This window comes from Streptomyces sp. R-74717 (genome assembly GCF_047305335.1).
Taxonomy (GTDB): Bacteria; Actinomycetota; Actinomycetes; order Streptomycetales; family Streptomycetaceae; genus Streptomyces; species Streptomyces atratus.
The window spans coordinates 6,465,687-6,485,917 of sequence record NZ_CP102361.1 but is presented as its reverse complement, the minus strand read 5'-3'; the positions used below and the strand labels follow the sequence as shown (position 1 = coordinate 6,485,917).

16 protein-coding genes and 1 tRNA gene are annotated in these 20,231 nt (G+C 70.8%); 4 read left to right on the top strand and 13 right to left on the bottom strand.

Going from position 1 to position 20,231, the window contains the following annotated elements:
• Positions 1-99: 99 nt before the first annotated feature.
• The 4 genes from NRF20_RS29785 to NRF20_RS29770 form a co-directional block, all read right to left on the bottom strand.
• On the bottom strand, positions 100-1,542 hold the full coding sequence (locus tag NRF20_RS29785; protein ID WP_398628791.1) for an LAETG motif-containing sortase-dependent surface protein: 1,443 nt from the start codon (positions 1,540-1,542) through the stop codon (positions 100-102).
• Between the two features lie 241 nt (positions 1,543-1,783).
• The gene (locus tag NRF20_RS29780) at positions 1,784-2,434 is read right to left on the bottom strand and encodes a single-stranded DNA-binding protein (protein WP_398628792.1); all 651 of its coding nucleotides are present in this window, start codon (positions 2,432-2,434) and stop codon (positions 1,784-1,786) included.
• A 100-nt stretch (positions 2,435-2,534) separates the two neighbouring features.
• Complete coding sequence (locus tag NRF20_RS29775; protein WP_398628793.1) at positions 2,535-4,511, bottom strand: GTP-binding protein; 1,977 nt, start codon at positions 4,509-4,511, stop codon at positions 2,535-2,537.
• A complete protein-coding gene (locus NRF20_RS29770) occupies positions 4,508-6,148 on the bottom strand; it encodes an ATP-binding protein (protein ID WP_398628958.1) in 1,641 nt (546 codons plus the stop codon). The genes NRF20_RS29775 and NRF20_RS29770 overlap by 4 nt, the downstream gene beginning before the upstream one ends.
• A gap of 328 nt (positions 6,149-6,476) precedes the next feature.
• On the opposite strand from NRF20_RS29770, the gene NRF20_RS29765 reads away from it, so the two are divergent.
• Positions 6,477-6,549, top strand: a tRNA-Arg gene (locus NRF20_RS29765).
• A gap of 325 nt (positions 6,550-6,874) precedes the next feature.
• Here the strand turns inward: NRF20_RS29765 and NRF20_RS29760 are convergent.
• A complete protein-coding gene (locus NRF20_RS29760; protein ID WP_398628794.1) occupies positions 6,875-7,306 on the bottom strand; it encodes a MarR family winged helix-turn-helix transcriptional regulator in 432 nt (143 codons plus the stop codon).
• A gap of 72 nt (positions 7,307-7,378) precedes the next feature.
• On the opposite strand from NRF20_RS29760, the gene NRF20_RS29755 reads away from it, so the two are divergent.
• A complete protein-coding gene (locus NRF20_RS29755) occupies positions 7,379-8,212 on the top strand; it encodes an SDR family NAD(P)-dependent oxidoreductase (RefSeq protein ID WP_398628795.1) in 834 nt (277 codons plus the stop codon).
• 104 nt (positions 8,213-8,316) lie between these two features.
• On the opposite strand, the gene NRF20_RS29750 is transcribed toward NRF20_RS29755, so the two are convergent.
• The 3 genes from NRF20_RS29750 to NRF20_RS29740 all read right to left on the bottom strand — a co-directional run bounded on the left by NRF20_RS29750 (position 8,317) and on the right by NRF20_RS29740 (position 11,863).
• Positions 8,317-8,976: a response regulator gene (locus NRF20_RS29750; RefSeq protein WP_398628796.1), complete on the bottom strand. Its 660-nt coding sequence runs from the start codon at positions 8,974-8,976 to the stop codon at positions 8,317-8,319.
• Positions 8,949-10,241: a sensor histidine kinase gene (locus NRF20_RS29745; RefSeq protein WP_398628797.1), complete on the bottom strand. Its 1,293-nt coding sequence runs from the start codon at positions 10,239-10,241 to the stop codon at positions 8,949-8,951. The genes NRF20_RS29750 and NRF20_RS29745 overlap by 28 nt, the downstream gene beginning before the upstream one ends.
• Positions 10,242-10,354: 113 nt before the next feature.
• Positions 10,355-11,863, bottom strand: coding sequence for an FG-GAP and VCBS repeat-containing protein (locus NRF20_RS29740; RefSeq protein WP_398628798.1), 1,509 nt, complete (start codon positions 11,861-11,863; stop codon positions 10,355-10,357).
• A gap of 241 nt (positions 11,864-12,104) precedes the next feature.
• Here NRF20_RS29740 and NRF20_RS29735 point away from each other — a divergent pair, with 241 nt between their 5' ends.
• The gene (locus NRF20_RS29735; protein WP_398628799.1) at positions 12,105-12,875 is read left to right on the top strand and encodes a nucleotidyltransferase domain-containing protein; all 771 of its coding nucleotides are present in this window, start codon (positions 12,105-12,107) and stop codon (positions 12,873-12,875) included.
• A gap of 53 nt (positions 12,876-12,928) precedes the next feature.
• On the opposite strand, the gene NRF20_RS29730 is transcribed toward NRF20_RS29735, so the two are convergent.
• From NRF20_RS29730 to NRF20_RS29715, 4 genes are all read right to left on the bottom strand, one after another.
• The gene (locus NRF20_RS29730) at positions 12,929-13,378 is read right to left on the bottom strand and encodes a DUF1772 domain-containing protein (protein ID WP_413753635.1); all 450 of its coding nucleotides are present in this window, start codon (positions 13,376-13,378) and stop codon (positions 12,929-12,931) included.
• A 76-nt stretch (positions 13,379-13,454) separates the two neighbouring features.
• Complete coding sequence (locus NRF20_RS29725) at positions 13,455-15,044, bottom strand: YfbK domain-containing protein (protein ID WP_413753634.1); 1,590 nt, start codon at positions 15,042-15,044, stop codon at positions 13,455-13,457.
• Positions 15,045-15,176: 132 nt separating this feature from the next.
• The gene (locus tag NRF20_RS29720) at positions 15,177-16,052 is read right to left on the bottom strand and encodes an ABC transporter permease (RefSeq protein ID WP_114244559.1); all 876 of its coding nucleotides are present in this window, start codon (positions 16,050-16,052) and stop codon (positions 15,177-15,179) included.
• Complete coding sequence (locus tag NRF20_RS29715; protein WP_413753633.1) at positions 16,049-18,709, bottom strand: alpha/beta fold hydrolase; 2,661 nt, start codon at positions 18,707-18,709, stop codon at positions 16,049-16,051. Before NRF20_RS29715 ends, NRF20_RS29720 begins: the two co-directional genes overlap by 4 nt.
• Before the next feature lie 190 nt (positions 18,710-18,899).
• Here NRF20_RS29715 and NRF20_RS29710 point away from each other — a divergent pair, with 190 nt between their 5' ends.
• Positions 18,900-19,472, top strand: coding sequence for an AAA family ATPase (locus NRF20_RS29710; RefSeq protein ID WP_413753632.1), 573 nt, complete (start codon positions 18,900-18,902; stop codon positions 19,470-19,472).
• Positions 19,473-19,477: 5 nt separating this feature from the next.
• Here NRF20_RS29710 and NRF20_RS29705 read toward each other — a convergent pair whose 3' ends face one another.
• On the bottom strand, positions 19,478-20,200 hold the full coding sequence (locus NRF20_RS29705; RefSeq protein WP_413753631.1) for a DUF981 family protein: 723 nt from the start codon (positions 20,198-20,200) through the stop codon (positions 19,478-19,480).
• Positions 20,201-20,231: the final 31 nt, after the last annotated feature.

Genomic DNA, 20,231 nt, shown 5'->3' with positions numbered 1-20,231 from the left:
CCCCCGTCTTCCGGCATGCGACGGCCCCGGTACGCGTCCGCGTACCGGGGCCACCATCAGGCAGGCGTGACAGATTGCCTGCCGTTCGTCACTCCGTGACTACTGGGCGGAGGACTGCGTCTTGCGCTTGCGGAGGAAGAAGACCGCGCCGCCGCCGACGACGACGAGGGCGATCGCGACGCCCGCGATGACCGGAGTGGCGCTGGAGCCACCGGTCTCGGCGAGGTCGCCGGTGGACCCGGTCGAGCTGCCGCCGGCCGTGGCCGGGGCGGGCTGGTCCTGGGTCTGGGTGTCGAGGCCGCCGGTGCCGCTGCCGCTGGTCTTGCAGTCCAGGACGCCCTTGAACGTCTTCGAGAAGCCACCGGGGCCGGTGATCGTGAAGTCGTACGCCTGGTCCTCGGCGACCGGGACGGTGACCGTCTCGGACTTGCCCGCCTCGATGGTGTGCTTCACCCCGGCCAGCTCGAACGTGAACGCCTCGTCGCCCTTGTTGCTCGCGGTGACGTCCACGCCGCCCTTGGCGCAGTTCTTCTTCGCCGAGACCGCAGGCATCGCACCCTGCTTGGCCCAGGTCGCGGTGGCGACCGCGGAGACCGTGGACTCGCTGGAGCCGGCCAGGATCATGGTCTGACTCTTGGTCACCCCGGCGAAGGCCCGGCCGACCGGCACCGACGTGGTGGCCTGGACGGTCAGCGAGGCGGAACCGTCGGCGGTGCCCGCCGGTACGTCGAAGTAGAGCTCAGAACCGTTGGCCGCCGCGGTCACGGGCTTGCCGCTCTTGTCGGTGACCTTGACACCGCTGGCGGCGTCGGCGGGCGGGGTCACGGAGACCTGGCCCGCATTGGTACGGACGGTGACCGGCCCGAGCCGCTCACCGGACTTGCCGGAGACCGCGGCCGAGTCCAGGGCGAGGGACGCCTTGGGCTCGGCCTGGTCGACGGCGTTGTGCTCCAGCCAGTCGGCGAGCTTCTCGGCCTGGCCGTCGGTTGCGTCGACATCGGCGTTGTCCGAGTAGCGCCAGATGGCGACCTGGGTGCCCGCCGCCGCGGTCTTCTCGGTGAGCGGTCCGGTGCCGGCCTGCTTGGCGAGCGCCGCGAGGTCGTCGACCTGCGGGTAGGAGTGCTCCAAGATCCAGCGGATCTTGCCCGCGTTCTTGTTGCTGCCGAGCGAGGTCTGGTTCCAGGGGGTCTCCAGATACTTCGCCTGGTCCTGGGTGGGGTTGTGAATGTCGATGCAGTACGTCTTGAGCTTGCCGCCGCCGTCGACGGTCATCTCGAAGAGCCCGGCGGGCAGCTCCTGATTCCGGCCGCCCGCGTGGAGCACGGCACGGTCGAAGGTCTTCAACCCGTCCAGGACCGCGGCCGCACCACCTTGATGCTGCGGCGCCTCGTCGGCAACCGCACTGCCCGCGCCGACGAGGGCGCCCGCCATGACCAGACCGGATGCCACCATCGAAGCGGCCAGCCGGGCTATGCCCCGCCGCCGCGGAGAATCGGTCGTCTCCGTGGATGACGAAACGGTCGCTGAATAAGCAGAAAACACAGAATTCCCCTCCGGGCGAGACCCTCCGCGCCTGATGCGCGTGTGGGGATTGTCCCGCCAGTCGACTCAAGTGCCCCGTGAGTACTGGGAATCCTAAGGACGAAGCGATGAACAGTCCCCCGTCATACCGTCGTACAACCGTTCCGAATCAGAATCGTTATCGCCGGTATCGCGCGCACGGTTCCGCGCCCGCCTGTCCACCCCGGTCCGCACAGGTCCACACAGGTCCCGACAGGTCCGGTCACGGCACCGACGCAAGTTCCTGGCCACCTTTCTGACGCCCCGTCGACCGCTTGGCTCGCTGCCGCCCGGCCCGTTCGCCGCGTTCGCCCTTTTCGCCCTGTTCCCCCAGTCCCTCCCGATCATCCGCCCCGGCCCGTTCGCCCCGTTCGGCTCGCGACACGTCGTACGAACCACCCGGTCCACCCGCCCCCTCCGATTCACCCGAGCGTGCCGGCCCGCCCGAGTCGCCCATCCCGCCCGGGTCACCCGCCCTGCCCACGCCCGCCGAGCGCGTCACCAACCCCGGATCGCCCCTCATCACCCGTCGGAACGCGGCCGTCCCCCGAGTCAGATCGTGTCCCACCGCAACCGCCTCGATGTCCACGAACGTCCTGTGCCGGCCCTCCCGTTCCTCCTCGCGCACCTTCAACCTTCCGTGCACGACAAGTGGTTCTCCGACGGAGACGGAACCGGACAGATTCGATGCCAGAGTCCGCCAGGCCCACACGGTGTAGAAGCTGGTGTGCCCGTCCGTCCAGAACTGCTTCTCGCGGTCCCAGCGGCGCGGCGTCACCGCGAACCGGAATCGCGCCATTCCGCCGGTCGCGGTCTCCCGGAACTCCACGCCCGTCGCCGCGTTTCCCACCAGTGTGACCAAGGTGTCATTCATGACTCCGCCTCCCCTTCGGCCTTCGGCTCCAGCGACCGCACCCACGCGGTCACTGATCCCAGGTTGAAGGGAAGGCGGAAATCCTGCTGATGCCTGTGGACTAACGAACAGTTGTGGAAAACTCCGTCACCGTCACGTACCGCTCCCGCACCTCGCGGTACCGCACGAGTTCCGCCGCCACCGGATCGAGCACCCGTGCCCGCCCACAGGCCGCCGCCGCCTCGCGCAACTGCCGCTCGGCGTCCTGCCCGTACCGTCGGGCGGGCCCCCGTGCCGCGGCCGCACACGACCACTCCACGAGCGGACCGCCGATGATCCCGGCCAGCATCACCAGGGCGGGCGTGAGGAATCCCGGTTCGAGTACGCCGACGATCTGGCCCACCAGCCAGAGACCGCCGAAGATCTGCAGCAACGTCATCGATGCCTGTGCCAGCACGGCGGCGGGCCACCACCTGGGCCGCGGCAGCTTCCCGCCCACGCGACCGCTGTGCGCCACGCCGGAGGCCCCGGCCACACCGGTCGCCACGACCGTCGAACCGCCCGGACCGGCCGAACCCTGCGCACCGCCTGCCGCGCCACCCGAGAAACAGCTCACCGCCCATCCCCGCCCGTCCGCGCTGCCGGCCCTTTCCACCAGCTCGTCGAGCGCCTCCGGCAGCCCTTCCGCACCGTTCACCGCGGCCTCGCGGACCGCCTGCGCCCAGGGGCCGGGCAGCCCGCCGGCGGCCTCGTCCGCCACCCTCCGCACGGCCTGTTCGACGCGTTGCCGGGCGGTGAGCTGCTCCTCGGGGGGTGCGGGCTGCGCAGGGAACTCCAGGCTTCCCGGCCGCCGGGTGGACTCGTACCAGCGCCACAGCCGCAGCCACGGCGTGCCGCACGCCCGGCCGGCGTTCCTTCGCCACTCGCGCTCGGCCGCCTGTCCCGCCGCGGCCGCTCCGACGGCCTCCGCGAGCCGGTCGGCGAACTCCTCGCGGGCCCCTTCGCCGAGACCGGGCCGCCCCTCGGCGACGTACACCGGACGGAGCCTGGCCGCGGCGGCGTCCACATCCGCGGACAGCCGGAGCGCCGCTGCCGTGCGCTCGTGGACGAACCGGCCGAGCGTCTCGCGCAGTTCACCCACGCCTTCGCCGGTGAGTGCGGACAGGGACATGACGGTGGCGCCCGGTTCGCCGTGTTCGCCGAGCGCCATGCCGTCCTCGTCGAGCAGTCGGCGCAGATCGTCGAGGACCTGGTCGGCGGCGTCGCCGGGCAGCCGGTCGATCTGGTTGAGGACGACGAACGTGATCTCGGCGTGCCCGGCGAGCGGCCGCAGGTAGCACTCGTGCAGGGCCGCGTCCGCGTACTTCTCCGGGTCGACGACCCAGATCACCGCATCGACCAGCGCAAGCACCCGGTCGACCTGATCACGGTGCCCGGTAGCCGCCGAGTCGTGGTCGGGCAGGTCGACGAGGACGAGCCCCTGGAGTGCCTCGTCGGCGTCCGTGCCGCTCTGTTGCGGCCTGCGCCTGAGCCGTCCCGGAATGGCGAGCCGGTCCAGCAGCCCGGCGGCCCCGTCGGTCCAGGAGCAGGCGATGGGGGCGGAGGTGGTCGGCCTGCGCAGACCGGTGTCGGAGATCTGCGCACCCGCGAGGGAGTTGAACAGGGTCGATTTGCCGCTGCCGGTCGCTCCGGCGATGGCGACGACGGTGTGCCTGGAGGAGAGCCGCTGGCGGGCTGCCGCTTCGTCGAGCACGCGTCCCGCCTCGGCGAGGGTGGCCCGGTCGAGCCTGGCCCTGGACAGCCCGACGAGTTCACGCAGCGCGTCGAGCCGCGGCCGGAGCGGACCGCGCGACGGTACGTACGCCTCGACCCGGGGCAGCCGTACCGCGTCGTTCGGGGCGTTCCCGGTCTCGGTTTCTGCCCCCTTGGCGGCCGCGCGCCGGGCGATGAGCCCGTCGTTCCAGTCCCCGCCCGCCTCCGGCACGGCTGTGCGCAGGTCGTCGGGTGTCCGACGCCGGCTCCTGTGGTTCCGGTTCCGGTCCTCGTGAGAAGTGGGACTCTCGCCCCGGCCGGGCCCCTCGTCAATGACGGCAGTCATCGCTGCCACCTCTCCTTCTGCAGTACGGACAGCGCGGCAATCAGTTCGGCCTGCGGCTCGGGGGCCACATCGAGTGCGTCGAGCGGTGCGAGCCGCCGGTCGCGCTCGCCGTCCAGCACCCGGTCGAGGCAGTTGGTGAGCAGTGCGCCGCCCTTGTCGCGCAGCCGCAGCGCACCCTGGGCCCCGATCCGTTCGGCGAGTTGTTCCCCGGCGCCGCGGGTACGGCGGCCGCCGAGCAGTACGGCAGCCAGGAGCGCCACCACTGTCTCGGCGTCGGGTGCGCAGTTGCGTTCGAGCCGGCGCACCTCTTCCTCGGCCAGTTCCTCCAGCACCCGCCACCACCGCCGTACGGCCATGGCGATCCGGCCCCGGATGTCCTCGGCGGGCCCCCATCCCCCGGCCTCCCGGCCGACATCCTCGAAGCCGAACACCCCGGCCGCGGGCTCGCGCTGCCAGGTCGTGCGGATCTGTTCGTCGGCTGCGGCCACCGCGCACTGCAGAAGTGCGGCAAGACTCTCCACCAGCGCTTCGAGGAGTTCCTCGGAGTTGCTGTACATCGGGTATCCACGCCACCGGGTCCGGGCGTCCCCGGCGAGCACGCCGCCGTTGCGCAGCCGCCGCCGGACCCGGGCACCTTCCGTGCGGTACGCGTCCTCGACCACACCGGTCAGCCGCACGGCCGCCGCGTACTGTGCCGCGACGGCCCCGGCCAGCGCGGGCATCCGTACGTCCAGCGAGTCGATGACCCCGGCCGCCGTGCGCCCGACCGCCTGCTGACGGGCCGCCGGGTCCTGGGCGCGGTGGCTGAGCCAGGCCCGCAGCGGGGCGACCGCGGTGGCGGGCAGCAGCCCGCTGTCGCCGGCCGATTCGGGCAGCTCGGGAATGGTGAAGCGCGGCACCTCACCGAGGCCCGCCTTGGTGAGCAGCGCCCCGTACTGCTGGGACACCTCGGCGATCACCTGGTGCGGTACCCGGTCGAGGACGGTGACGAGCGAGGCGTCGTACTCCTTGGCGGTACGCAGCAGGTGCCACGGCACGGCGTCCGCGTACCGGGAGGCCGTGGTCACCATCACCCACACATCCGCGGCGCAGATCAGCTCGGCAGCCAGGACCCGGTTCCGCACCACGAGCGAGTCGATATCGGGCGCGTCGAGCAGCGCGAGCCCGCGCGGCAGCCCGGTGGCGGTCTCGACGCGCAGCGCGGTCCCGTCCTCCTCCTCGCTCCCGTCGAGGTCGTCGCACCGACCTGGGTCCCCGTTCTCCTCCGGGGGCAGCCAGACCCTGGTGAGCTGCGGCAGTACGCGGACCCCCGCGAACCAGTGGTGATCATCCGGATGGCAGACGAGCACGGGTGTCCGCGTGGTCGGGCGCAGCACCCCGGCCTCGCTGACCAGCCGCCCCACCAGCGAATTGACGAGCGTCGACTTCCCCGCCCCGGTGGACCCGCCGATGACCGCGAGCAGGGGCGCTTCAGGATCTCTGAGCCGGGGAAGCAGATAGTCGTCGAGCTGGGCGAGCAGCTCGCTACGGGTCTGGCGGGCGCGCGCGGCCCCCGGCAGCGGAAGTGGAAGACGCACGGCAGCGACACGGTCGCGCAGGGCGGAAAGTGCGTCGATGAGCTGAGGCCGTACGTCCAAGGTCACCACATGCGAAGAATGCCCAATTTTGGAGCCTTTTTGAAGCGTATAGCCACCTCTGCGCGCCGGTTCTCCCGCTGGGACAGAGTCGGGACAGAGGGGACGAGTGGGGCGCAGGCATAACGAGTGCACAACACCCGGGGCCCGAGGCGTCAAAAGCGATGCAGGAATCCCGCCCACCTGCGATTATCGGTTCGCTTCACCGAACCTCCACATCGTGCCACGCAGGTGAAGCAACCAGGTCGAGGCGATCGGAGCCCTATCCTTGTCCCGGCGGGTCATCGACCGGCCCGGCCCCAGGGCTCCAGGCCGCCGAGGCCACCACCCGGCCCCCGTAGCTCAGTGGATAGAGCAGGCGCCTTCTAAGCGCTTGGCCGCAGGTTCGAGTCCTGCCGGGGGCGCACAGTCCGCACGACACCAGGCCCTCCCTCGGGAGGGCCTTTCAGCAGGCCACAGCACCGTAGCGAGGGTGGCGTAGCGAACGCATAAGCGCCGGACCGGCCCCAGGTCACGGTGGAAGGGGCCGGCGCTGTGGCGCAGATCGCGAGCAGTTCGGCCCGATCCGGCCGAGGCGGACCTCGCCGCTGCGCCCGTCTCACAAGCTGCAAGTAGGAGCACATTGCGGTGTCCGACCGCCCGGAGGCCCTGACCTGCCGGACACAGCCTTCCGCGAACACGCCTCAACTCGGCCTTCAGCCTCTCCAGCGGTCGGCCAGGGGGCTGACTTCAGTCCTGCTCGATGGCCGTGACGCAGCGCGCGAGCAGCCCTCGCAGGGTGTCGCGTTCCTGGGGGGTGAACTCGTCGGCGAGGCGGCGCTCGATGCGCACGGCCCGTTCGTCGGCCAGGCGTGCGGTTTCGCGGCCGGTGTCGGTGAGCCGGGTCTCCAGCATCTTCTGGTGCCACGGGTGCGCCGACCTGGTGACCAGGCCGCGTTCTTCGAGGTTCTTCAGCACGGCCGCCATGGCCTGTGGGGTGACCAGGCAGGTGCGGGCCAGCGCGGCCCCGGAGATGCCGGGGTTCTCGGCGAGGACGAACAGAGCGGCGTATTGCGCGACGGTCAGGCCCACGCCCTTCAGCGCGGCGCTCTTGGCAGCCATGAGGGCTTGCTCCGTGCGCTTGATGTCCATTCCGAGGCGCTCGTCCGCGGTCATTCCCATGACGGCGAGCATACAGCCACGAACAACTAGCAAACATAGGCATGATGACAAGGCCTTGATATAACTCAAGGCATGGATATCGAGACTCCGTCAGCTCACAACAAGACGGTCCTGATCACCGGCACCACCCAGGGGCTGGGCCGCCATGTCGCACTCGACCTCGCTGCCAAGGGCGCCGCACTGCTGCTGCACGGCCGCGACCGTGGACGGCTGGACGAGATCGCCGCAGAAGTACGCGCGAGCGCACCGGATGTGCCGGTGCGCACGTACCTCGCCGACCTGGCCGACCTCGACCAGGTCCTGGCCATGGCCGCCCGCATCCTCGATGCCGAGTCCCGGCTCGACGTCCTGGTCAACAATGTCGCAATCGGCTTCGGCACCGACCACACCAGGCGCGAAGTGAGCCGCCAGGGCCACGAACTGCGCTTCGCCGTGAACTACTTGGCGCCCCACCTCCTCACCCGCGAACTGCTGCCGCTGCTGACCGCCTCCGCGCCCGCGCGGGTGGTCAACGTCGCCTCGGTCGGGCAGGCGCCCATCGATTTCGACGACGTCATGCTGGAGCGCGGCTACGGAGGCGTTGATGCCTACTGCCGGAGCAAACTGGCAATGATCATGTGGACGTTCGACCTCGCCGCCGAACTCGTGGACAGCGGGGTCACCGTCAACACTCTGCACCCGGCACACCTGATGGACACCCAGGGAGTGCGCGACTCCGGACTCACCCCCGCGGTCGGCATCGACGAGGGAGTCCGGCCGACCGTCCGGCTGGTCACCGACCCGGCCCTGGAGACGGTGACCGGCAAGTACTTCGATCAGTTCACCGAGAGCCCGGCCCACGAGCAGGCCTACGACACGACGGCACGAACACGGCTCGCAGCACTGACCCGCAACCTCCTCGCCTGATCGCGACGGTCAGCCCTCCGGCGATCGGCCCCTGCCGTCTTCCTGCGCGCTCCTCGGCGCGACTGCCGCGTCCTGCCACGGAACGTCGTGGCAAATCCGCCGGGTTACGCGCGCAGGAAGGTCAGTACGGCCAGCACCCTGCGGTGCGTCTCGTCGGCCGGTGGGAGGTCCAGCTTGGCGAGGATGTTGCCGATGTGCTTGCCCACCGCGGCCTCGGATACCACCAGGTCACGGGCGATCGCACCGTTCGACCTGCCCTGGGCCACCAGGGCGAGCACCTCGCCTTCCCTGGCGGTGAGGCGCTCCAGTGGATCGCGGCGGCGGCGCAGGAGTTGGCGTACGACCTCCGGGTCGACGACCGTGCCGCCGTCGGCGACCTCCTGCAGGGCGTCGGTGAACTCCTCGATCTGGCCGACCCGGTCCTTGAGCAGATAGCCGACGCCCGAGCCGTCCCCGGAGTCGAGGAGGTCTGCGGCGTACGTACGTTGCACGTACTGGCTCAGGACCAGTACCGGGAGGGCGGGCTGCTTCTCGCGGAGCCTCACCGCCGCGTGCAGGCCCTCGTCCTGGAAGCCGGGCGGCATCCGGACGTCGGTCACGACGATGTCCGGGCCGTGCTCGGCCACTGCCGCCGTGAGCGCCTCCGCGTCGCCGACGGCCGCGACCACCTCGTGGCCGAAGCGGGTGAGCAGGCCGATGAGACCCTCGCGCAGCAGCACGCTGTCCTCGGCCAGAACTACGCGGAGCGATCGGTCCACTCGCAAGGAATCTCCACACGCAATCGGGTCGGGCCCCCGGCCGGACTGGACAGGGAAAGTCTGCCATCCAGAACGGACACCCGGTCGGCCAAGCCGGTCAGTCCGCTGCCGCCGCCGGATGTGCTCGCACCGCCCCGTCCGTCGTCGTGGATCTCCAGGAACATCCGGCCTCCGGCGTGGCCGCCGCTGACTGCGACGCGGTGCGCGCCGCTGTGTCTGGCGACGTTGGCCAGTGCCTCGCGGACCACGAAGTACGCGGCTGCCTCGACGGCTTCGGGGAATCTGCCGGGCAGTTCGAGGTCCAGGTCGACGGGGATCACGGAACGGTCGGCGGCGTCGGCGACCGCGGCCTGGAGGCCGTAGTCGGCGAGGACCTTGGGATGGATGCCGTGGATCAGCTCGCGCAGCTCCGCGAGTGCCTTGCCGGCCTCTTCGTGGGCTTTGGCCAGTTGGTCGGCCAGGGGGCCGGGCGGAGTGTCCAGACGGGCCAGTCCGAGCATCATGGTGAGCGCGACAATGCGCTGTTGGGCCCCGTCGTGCAGATCGCGTTCGATACGGCGGCGTTCCGCCTCGAAGGCGTCGACCAACCGGACCCGGGAACGGGTGAGTTCCATGACCCGGGCGTCCGGCTCGGCTGATCGGCATGTGAGCAGGAAGCGGGTCAGCTCCGACCTCGCTCCGGCCAGCAGGCCCAGGAAGTAGCAGCCGAGCATCAGGGTGACGAGTCCGCCCGCCGCGGTCGCGAAGGCTTCGGGCCACGTCGTGACCGTCCACAGCTTCACCACCCGGGCCTCCGCGCCGTCCCCGTACACCTCCATCACCACGGGAGTGCTCACCACCGCCAGTGGGACGACCGTGCAGACGCCCACCGCGAGGGCGTCGAGTGGCCACAGGACCACGGCCAGCAGCAGCACGTACCCGAGTTCCCGCCAGGTCACCCGCTCCCGGAACCGGCACGTCGTCCAGCTCCACAGCCCCGGTTCCTCCGGCCGGCGGTGCGGGTCGGGGGCCGGGGTGCGGTCCATGAGGCGGAGCCTGCGCCGCTCCAGGGCCGCGACCGGAATCCCGGTCAGAGCGAGGAGGGCGAGCAGCGGCAGTCCGATCAGTGCGAGGGAGAGCGCACCGCCCACGGCCACGCCGATCACGACCACCACCAGGACGACCGCGCCGGCCAGAGCACCGCTGATCAGGTAACCGGCCGACCTCCATGGCCAGGACGTCAGCAGATAGCGGGCGGTCGGCAGGGCCTGCCACACGGTGCGAGGGCGCATGGCCTCACCGTAGGAGACGGTCTCGGGGCGGGTACATCCGTGCTGCCCGAGTCCCGGGGGTAGGGTCGGCCCTACCCCCGGCCGTGATCGTGACGCGCGACAGAGAACCTGTGTCAGCGGTTGAACGACGAACCCAGCCCCGCGGCCGTCGCCACCGTGCCCAGCGTCCCGTGGCCGAACGTGAACGAGCCCTTGGCCGTCACACCGGAGGCCGTGGTCGGGAAGACCCACAGTGAGCCCGCGTGCGCGTTCTCGCCGGGGGCGCCGACGACCAGTTCGGTACGGCCGTCGCGGTTGGCGTCGACCGGCTTGGCGGCGCCGCCGAACCCGTCGTTCGTCTCGGCCGCCCCGGGGACGTTCGCCGTGTCCTGGTTGAAGCCCACGGTGCCGGTGCCGGTGGGACCGGATGCGGTGCCGGGGAGGACCAGGACCGAGCCCGCGTTCTTCGTCTTGCCGAGGTCCTCGTAGGGCACGCCGACGGCGATGTCGCCGTAGCCGTCACCGTTCATGTCACCGATCGACAGCGACGCGCCGAAACCGTCGTGCACTTCGGCGGCGCCGGGGACACCGGCGCTGTCCTGGTTGAAGACCTTGGCCCGGTCGCCCCGCGGGCCGGTGGCGCTGCCCGGTACGTAGGTGATCATGCCGCCCAGGGCGAGCGGATAGTCCAGATCGCTGTCGTAGCCCTCGATCGTGCGGCCCACGACGAGGTCGGCGTACCTGTCCCCGTTGATGCGGCCGGCCGTGATGGTCTCGCCGCCCTGGAGGCGGTAGCCATTCGGCCTGTTGACGACGGTGTACTTGTCGCTGAGGCCGGTGGCACCGCCGTTACGGATGAGGATGCGCCGGGCGTCGAACTCGTCGCCGTCGTGGACGACGGCGGCCAGGTCGTCGCGGCCGTCGCCGTTGAAGTCGCCCGCGGCGAGGTCCAGGTATCGCAGATCGTCCATGTCGCGGATCTCCCTGGCGGGAGCGGCCGCGCTGCCGTCGCGCTTGAACGGGCCGGACAGGACGTGGGTGTTGCTCATCCCGAGGGTGACGATGTCCATCGCGCCGTCGCCATTGAAGTCGCCGACGGCGGCCTTGCCGCCGATCTCTTCGTACAGCTCGTTGCCCGTCAGGAGGGTCGCGCCACCCGACAGTCCGTGCGCGCCACCCCAGATGACGGTGAGCGATCCGGCCGACGTGGACGAGCCGGCCTTCTCCTTTCCCGCGCCGACTACGAGGTCGCTGTACCCGTCCCTGTCCAGGTCGGCGGAGACCATCGAGCTGCCGAACGCGTCACCTGCCTCGGCGGTGTCCGGGATTCCGGGCGAGTCCTGGGTGAAGACCTGCTTGGTGGAGGTCTGCAGACCACTCTTGGAGCCGTACACCACACCCACGTACCCGGCCTTGGCCTTGCCCCCGACGGTGGCACCGGGCGCGGTGAACGCCACGTCCGGGTAGCCGTCCCCGTTGAAGTCGTCGCGTCGCGGGGTCGGGGCGGGCACGGCCCCCGTGGGGGTCGCGGAGGCTGTCGCGGGGGCGGACGTCGACGCCTGGGCGGCGACGGGGAAGGTGGTCACGGCGGTCGCCACGGTGATGGCGAGGACCACGGTTATTCCTAAAGCGCGGATTGCCACGTGGGCTCCTTCGTTCGATGAGCGATGAAGGGAGTGGGTGCGGGGCTCGGTGGATCCCCGGGGTGTACGGGAGCGCGAGGCCGTGCGCCGCACCGGCACTTTGCAGACTCAGACCGGTGGTCTCGCCCGAGGGTTGCGTTCCCCCCTGGACCGTCACAGCTCCTCCACCCCGATCCCGGCGGAGGCCTGATCCGATCGTCCGTCATCCCGGCGCCCCGGCACCCGTGCCATAGTCGGTTCCATGAATGCCGACGAGGCGCAGCCCACCCGGCTCCTCCTGGACCGCTTCATCGCCGACGCCGCTCACGCCGTTGCCCCGGAGGCGGTCTGGGCGCACGGGTCCCTGGCGTTGGGTGACTATCAGCCGGGGCGCAGCGACCTCGACCTCGTGGCCCTCGTGGAGTCGCCGGTCACCGAGACCCAGAGGCGACAACTCATCCTTCTGCACCGCGCGTTGATCGCGGATGTGCCGATGGCCGCGAAGCTGCACTGCTCCTATGCGGTGCGGTCGCAACTCCCGGACATGGGCCGTGATCATGTGACCTGGGCTCATGGCCGTTTGTTCGAGCGACCGGTCACGCCGGTCAGCCGACGAGAGTTGAGTACGGGCGGATTGTCACTGTTCGGCCCGGAGCCCGCCGGGCTCGTTGCGGAGGTGTCCGATCAGGCGCTGGCGGAGTTCATCCGGGGCGACCTCAAGGGCTACTGGTATCCGGCGAGCGCCAGGCCCACCCGCTGGCTCCGCGACATCTGGGTGGACCTCGGACTGCTGACCCTCGCACGGGCGTCGGTCACCCTGCGGGACGGGCGGCTCATCACCAAGGGGCAGGCGCTGGAGGTGCTGGCCGAGCTGGGCGCTCCCGCCGAGGTCGTCGGCGACATACACCGCCGCCGGTACGGAACCGACCCGCGCCGGGCCTCCCTGCCGTGGCGTATCAGGCGGGGACGCCTCGCGCGCGCCTTCGTCCGGGCAGGCATCGAGCGAACGTTGTCGCAGCGGTCAGGATCCTGACGATCGACACCGGCGGGCCGGCCCCTTCACGGTGGAGGGACCGGCCCGTCGTCCTACCCGGCGGCCACGGCCAGCAGCGCGAACGCGGCGAGAGACAGGACCGTCCGGATCCGGTGGAGGTTGTTCCAGCGGGACTCGAACGCCTCGCGGGCAGCGCTGTCACCGCCGCCCTCGGACGCCGCGAGCGCCTTGTTCAGCGGGATGTTCCCGGTGATCGTGATCAGGTGGCTGCCGACCGCGCAGACCAGCGCCGCCACTGCGAGCGCCCGGTCCGCGTCTGCGTCGGCTCCCACGATCACAGCGGCCGGGAAGGCGATCACACCGGCGAAGAGGACCAGGAAGGCCGGTGAGGGCACCTTCTCGTTGAAGCGGCGCATCGCGGACGTGAACCGCTCGTCCGGCAGTGCCGCGATGCCGGGCATGATCGCGATCAGGAACGTCAGCAGGAAGCCTGCGTAGAGGCCGGTCGTGATCACGGCGAGGGTCGGCAACAGGGAGGACATGGTGCACATCATGGCGTCGTCGGACGGGCCGCACAGCCCACTTTCATATGCCGGTGCGGCCCGACGCCTCCCCCGGTCAGTCCATCTCGCCTTCCGGTGCACCCCCGGACCCAGTGTCGTCCCCGCCGCCCTTGAGCCGGCCGGCCTGTCCGATCGCGGTCGCCAGCTTCCGTACCGAATCGTCCTCGGTCTCGGAAGCCAACGTGTCTGCCCGTGAGACGAGTTCACCGAGTCCGGGCGCGCCCGGCAGCTGACCTCCGCGCAGCGCCTCGGCGAAGTAGGCGGCGACCGCCGTCACTTGGAGCCGCTTGCTGTCGCCGCCCCACAGCGGACCGTCGATCGCTTTCGTCTCGACCGCCCCCCTCTGCTCGTGCGGGGCCCGGGTCCTGGGGTCCAGCCAGCGCACGGTCGCGGTCGCCACGTGCCCGGAGGCACCGTCCCGGAGGTGTACGGCGTAGAGCGCCGTCACCGTGTGGCCGGGGCCGACCTCACCGCCGTCGACGCGGTCGTTGCGGAAGTCCTCGTCGGCGACCTTGCGGTCCTCGTAACCGATCAGCTTGAACTTCTCGACGGTCTCCGGGTCGAAGGCGACCTGGGCCTTGGCGTCGCGCGCCGTCAGTTCGAGGTGTGCGGGCAGCTGGTCGACGAAGACCTTTCGGGCCTGGGTCTCGTCGGCGATGTACGTGGTGTGGCCGTCGCCCTTATTGGTGAGCTGTTCCATCAGCGCGTCGCCGTAGTCGCTGCCGACGCCGACGCCGAAGAGGGTGATGCCGTACTCGCGGCGGGCGGAGCCGATGCGTTCGAGGATGGTTTCGGCGTCGGTCGCGCCGGTGTTGGCGAGGGCGTCGGAGAGCAGGACGACCCGGTTGTTGGCGCCCTTGACGCGGCCGTCGACCGCCTCGTCGTATCCGCGCCGGATGCCTGCTTCCAGGTTGGTGGAGTCGGTGGGTTCCATGGAGTCGACCCGGTCGCGGATTCTGCCGCGGTGGTCGCGCAGCCGGGTCATCGGCAGCAGCGTCTTCGCCTCGTCGCTGAAGGTGACCAGGGAGACCGAGTCGTCGTCGCGGAGTTCGTCGGTGAGGATGCCCAGGGACTTCTTCACCAGGTCGAGGCGGCCCGCTCCGGCCATCGAGCCGGAGATGTCGACGACGAAGGTGAGCGCGGCGGGCGGGCGCTCGTCGCGGGCGGGGGCGGCCCGGGTGGCCAGACCGACCCGCACCAGCGACCAGCCGTCGGCCCCGGCACGGGCGCCGTCGACGTTCACGGTGAAGCCGTTGCCGGCCGGGCGCCGGTAGCCCTGGCGGAAGCTGTTGACGAACTCCTCGGGCCGCACGGTGGTCGGCTCCGGCAGGGTGCCGTAGGCGAGGGTACGTCGCGCATACCCGTACGAGGCGGTGTCGACGTCCAGGGCGAAGGTGGACAGGTAGTCGGGTGGCGCGGACTCCCGCAGCCCGTCCTGCTTCTTCGAGCCGTCCACGCCTTTCGCGCCGTCGCTGTCGGCCGCACCGCCCGACGCGGCGGGTGCGGGGGCGGCCCGGCGGTCGGCGGAGGAGTACCCCGTTCCGTCGGATGCCCCCGAGCACCCGGTGAGCAGCACCCCGCCCGCCAGCAGCACGCCGAGCGCCCCTCGCCATGTCCGTACGTACTTCCCTGTCCGGCGTTCCATGCCCTGCCCCCAACGTCGCCGTGTCAGCACTTGTGAATGTGACGTGCGAGACGGTGCCGAGGAGCAGACGAAGACATTGCGGATGAATCTCGATGTGGCAACGAAGGCCGGAGAATCGGCGGAAAGTCGAGCTCAGGACACGATGTCCTTACGACTGAACCCCCGGAAGGCGAAGGCGAACAGGATCAGGGCATAGGTCACCGAGATCGCCGCGCCCTTCGCCATGCCGCCCCATTCCAGATCGGGCTGGAGTGCGTCCGCCCAGGCGAACTGCCAGTGCGCAGGCAGGAATTCGCGCCAGGACCCGAGCGCGGTGACGGCGTCCAGCACATTGCCGACGATGGTCAGCCCGACCGCCCCGCCGACCGCGCCCAGCGGGGCATCGGTCTTCGTCGACAGCCAGAACGCCAGCCCGGCGGTGACCAGTTGGGAGACGAAGATGAACGCGACGACGAGCGCGAGGCGCGGCACGGTGTCCGAGGCCGCCAGCGCCCCGCCGGTGGGGAGTTCGAGCGGCCCCCAGCCGTACGCGGCGGCTCCCGCGGCCAGCGCGACGAGCGGCAGCAGCACCATCGCGGCCAGACTGAAGCCGAGCGCCACGACGAGCTTGCTCCACAGCAGCCTGGCCCGTGGCACGGGCGCCGCCAGCAGATAGCGCAGCGAGGACCAACTGGCCTCGGAGGCGACGGTGTCCCCGCAGAACAGCGCCACCGGGACGACGAGCAGGAACCCCGCGGACACGAACAGGCATGTCGCGGCGAAGTTCGCGGCGGACGCGGTCGCGGTGTCCATCAGGGTCAGCCGGTCGCCGCCGCCGCGGGAGGACGGCGTGCCGCCGATCGCGAACGCGGCGATCAGGATGAACGGCAGCGCCGCCAGCACCCCGCCCATGAGCAGGGTGCGGCGCCTGCGCAGCTGACGTACCGCCTCGACGCGCAGCGGCAGGGTGCGCCGGGCGCGGTAGCCGGGGGCCTCGGCGGCTTCCGTGACATCGACTGCGGCACTCATGCGGAGCCTCCGGAGATCAGGGTGAGGAACGCGTCCTCCAGGCGGCGGTGCGGCCCGACACCGGTCACCGGCATGTCCAGCCGCACCAGTTCGGCGATCAGCTCGGACGAGGTGGCGCCGTCGAGCCGTACGAGCAGTCCGCGGCCGTCGTCCGTACGGACTGCCGAGCCGATCCCCGGCAGTGCGGCGACCTTCCCCACGAGGGGTTCGGTGATGTCCTGCGCGCTGGTGACGAGCAGCATGTCGCCGGAGCCGGTGATCTCGGCGACCGGGCCCGCCTGGACGAGCCGGCCTCGGTCCATGACCACGAGGTGGGTGCAGGACTGTTCGACCTCGGAGAGGAGGTGGCTGGAGACGATGACGGTCCGGCCCCCGGCCGCGTACCGGATCATCACGTCGCGCATCTCGCGGATCTGGGGCGGGTCGAGTCCATTGGTCGGTTCGTCGAGGATGAGCAGGTCCGGCATCCCGAGCATGGCCTGGGCGATGGCGAGCCGTTGCCGCATGCCTTGCGAGTACGTACGGACGGCGCGGGCCAGTGCGTCGCCGAGCCCGGCGATCTCCAGGGCCTCCCCGATGTAAGCGTCCTCGGCGGGCCGCCCTGTGGCCTGCCAGTACAGCTCCAGGTTGGCGCGCCCGGACAGGTGCGGCAGGAAGCCGGCTCCTTCGACGAACGAACCGACGCGGGACAGCACGGGTGCTCCCGGCCGGATGGCCTGCCCGAAGACGCGGATCTCGCCGTCGTCGGGCGTGATGAGCCCCATCAGCATGCGCAGGGTGGTGGTCTTGCCCGCGCCGTTGGGGCCGAGGAGGCCGAGCACCTGCCCCTTCTCGACCTGGAAGGACAGTTCCTTCACGGCGTACCGGTCGGCGGACTTGGCGTACTTCTTGGACAGGCCGGTGATCTGGAGAGGCACCCCGGCGAGCGCCGGATCGGGTGCGGGGGTCGCGGTGCGGCGGCGGGCGGTGAGCAGCAGCAGGGCGGCGATCACGACAGCGCCGGCCGGGAGCCCCCAGGTCCACCAGGGCAGGGTGGCCGCTGCGGTCTTCAGAGCGGGGGCGGTGGGGACGGTCAGCGGGCCGTCTGTGGTCACCTTGTACGTCGTCGGCTCGGCCGGTGAGGCGTAACCGAGGTCGGTGGCGGAGAGGACCAGGCGGAGCCGGTGTCCTGCGTCGAATTGGTGGTCGATGGCGGGGAGCGTCAGTTGCACGCCCTTGCCCTGCTGGGACTGCGGGATCCGGAAGGGTGCGACCAGCTGGGAGGGCAGCACCTGCTGCTTGCCGTCCGGCGACACGTCGTACACCTTCCCGAACAGCACGGCGTCGCCCCGTTCCGCATCGACGACGACCCGCGCGGTCGGTGAGCCGGTGACGCGCAGGGACTTGTCCAGCGGGGCCGAGTCGAAGCGGGCGTACTGCCCCGGGAAGTCGATCGAGAGGCCGACGCCGAGGGACGACAGCTGGGAGAGCCCGCCGCCGACGCCGGGAACGGCCGAGATGGCGGGCGGGTTGGCGCCGGCCGGGTTACGGAACGTCTGCGTCCGGCGCCCGAGGCCGATCGTTTCTTCTCCGCTGCTCAGCCCCGGATACGTATCGCTGCTCGCCCCGCGCGTGAGGGCGGCCCCGTCGGTGGAGTCGATACCTCCGGTCCGGGTGACGCGGAAGCCGGGCCCGGTGTCGGCGCCCTTGTCGCCCTTCAGATACCGGTCGAACCATCCGCCGATCCGCTGCCGCACCCGGTCGGTCTCCAGGTCACCGCCGTCGTGCCCACCGGCGATCCAGTCGACGGCGACCGGCGCGCCGTTGCCGCTTATGGCCTCGGCCATGGCGTCGGCCTGGCCGAGCGGGAAGAGGGAGTCGGACTGCCCCTGCACGATGAGCGCGGGCACCTTGATCCGGTCGGCGACGGCGCTCGGGGAACGCTCGGTCAGCAGCGCTCGCGCGGCGGCGTCCGGCTTCCCGCTGACGGCGACCCGTTCGTACATGTCGCAGAGCTGCTTCTCGAACTTCTGGCAGCCGCCACCGGTGGTGACGAAGATTCCGGCCCAGAGCTTCTTGAAGACCCCGTCGGGGAAGAGCGCGTCGGCCAGGTTCCAGTAGGTGATCTGCGGTGCGATGGCATCGACGCGCTTGTCGTACCCGGCGGCGAGGAGCGAGACGGCTCCGCCGTAGGAGGCCCCGGTGACCCCGACCCGGGGGTCGTCCTTGGCGTCGAGCTCCACCTCGGGCCGGTCCGCCAGCCAGTCGATCAGCCGGGACACGTCCTTGACCTCGCGGTCGGGGGCGTTGAGTGCGATCTCCCCGCCCGACTTCCCGAACCCGCGGGCGGACCAGGTCAGCACGGCGTACCCGGCACCCGCCAGCTGTTCGGCCTGCGCCCGTACGTCGTTCTTGCTTCCGCCGAATCCGTGCCCGATCAGCACAGCGGGCCTGCGCTGCGTGCCCCCGGTGGTGAAGTACGAGGTGTCGATGGACACGCCGTCCACGCGCATCATCCGGTCCTGGCGATGCACGGCGGGCCCGCCGTCGTCGGCAGTTGCGGTCCAGGTGCCCGCACCGGCCAGCACGACGAGCGCCGCGAGGCCCGCGGCCCACCGGCCGCGTTTACGGGGCAGCAGTCGCCGCCACCGGGACGTACGCGCAATAGGGGTCTCCATGGTTCACGACCCTAAGCCGACAGTCGCCGTGCGCAGGCAGCCGCCAGGGGGAACTCTCCGGCCTTCTTGCGGCGTACGGCACTCCCCCGCCGTACTCCATGCGCGGTATGCCGCGCCGTTCGGGCGGGCGCGTTCGACACGGCCACCCAATCGGATCGTGGGAGCCCTCGTGGGCTGGCACCCTGCCGACATGAATCACGCAGAGGTACTGCTCATCGGCGGGCGCGCGGGCGTCGGCAAGTCGACCGTGGCCTGGGAGGTTTCGGCGCAACTGCGGGCCGTCGAGGCGGCGCACGCGGTCGTGGAGGGCGATCTGATGGGCCAGGTCCATCCGGCGCCGGAGGGCGATCCGCACCGCGCGGGGATCACCGAGCGCAATCTGGCGGCGGTCTGGTCCAACTTCGCGGAACTCGGCTACCGGCGCCTGATCTACACGAACACGGTGAGCGTGCTGCCTGAGTCGGCGGCGATGTTCGAGCGTGCGATGGGTGCGGACGTGCGGATCGTCCGCGTCCTGCTCACCGCCTCCGATGCCACGACGTACGGCCGGCTCTCGGGACGCGAGATCGGCTCGGAACTGGACCGTGAGGTGGCGAACAGTGTCCGCAAGGCCCGACTCCTGGACGAGCATGCACCGGCGGACACGGTCCGGGTGGCGACGGACGGGCGGAAGGTGACGGACATCGCGCGCGAGGTGGTGGCCGTCACGGGGTGGGGGGACCCGGTGGGCCCGGCCGTCCGGCCGGGCCCACCGTGGTCCTGAGTGACTCACATGGTGTTGACGATGAGGCCGATGTGGGTGAAGTAGTTGAGGCCGCCGAAGAACAGGAACGCCAGCCCGGCCAGACCCCAGACGACTCCGATGACCGGAGCCATCCAGCCCTTGGGCCGGTGCAGCGCGAACGGGAACAGGAGCGCGCCGATGCCCACGAGGACGTACAGCCCGGACATGAAGCTCGCTTCCACCATCGGCCACTTCGCGAATTCTCCGGAGATGGGTTCCTCGGGCGGAGCGGCGAAGAGGGTGTATTTCCAGCCCGCGGCGGCGATCCCGAAGCAGGCGAGCCCGAGGCCGAACACGAAGACGGAGATGGGCGAGGCAACGCGGGCCGTGCGGACGATGCGGTCGGCGCTGTTGAGTTCGGCGCCGCGTTTCCAGAGGTAGAAGGACGCGGCCAGCAGAAAGACGCCGAAGGCGAGTGCCGGCTCGCCGAAGATGACGTTGTCGAACGGGAAGCCCTGTCCGGCGAGCGGCCAGGTCAGCGTCATATGGAGGCCGGTGGTGACAAGAGTGAAGCCGACGGCCCCGAACGCCAGCACCCAGCCGTCGGGGGTGATAATGCGCCCGGGCGCAAGGAGCTGACGCCCCAGCGCCACCACGAGCAACAGCCCGGCACCGGCGGCCACCGCCATGATGGTGTTGTACGTCGGCATCCTGGCCCAGTCGATCTTCAGGCCGGATGCCGCCAGGGGGATGGCATGGTGGATCATGCGCGGAGCGTAACGTCAGATATGTCCCTTA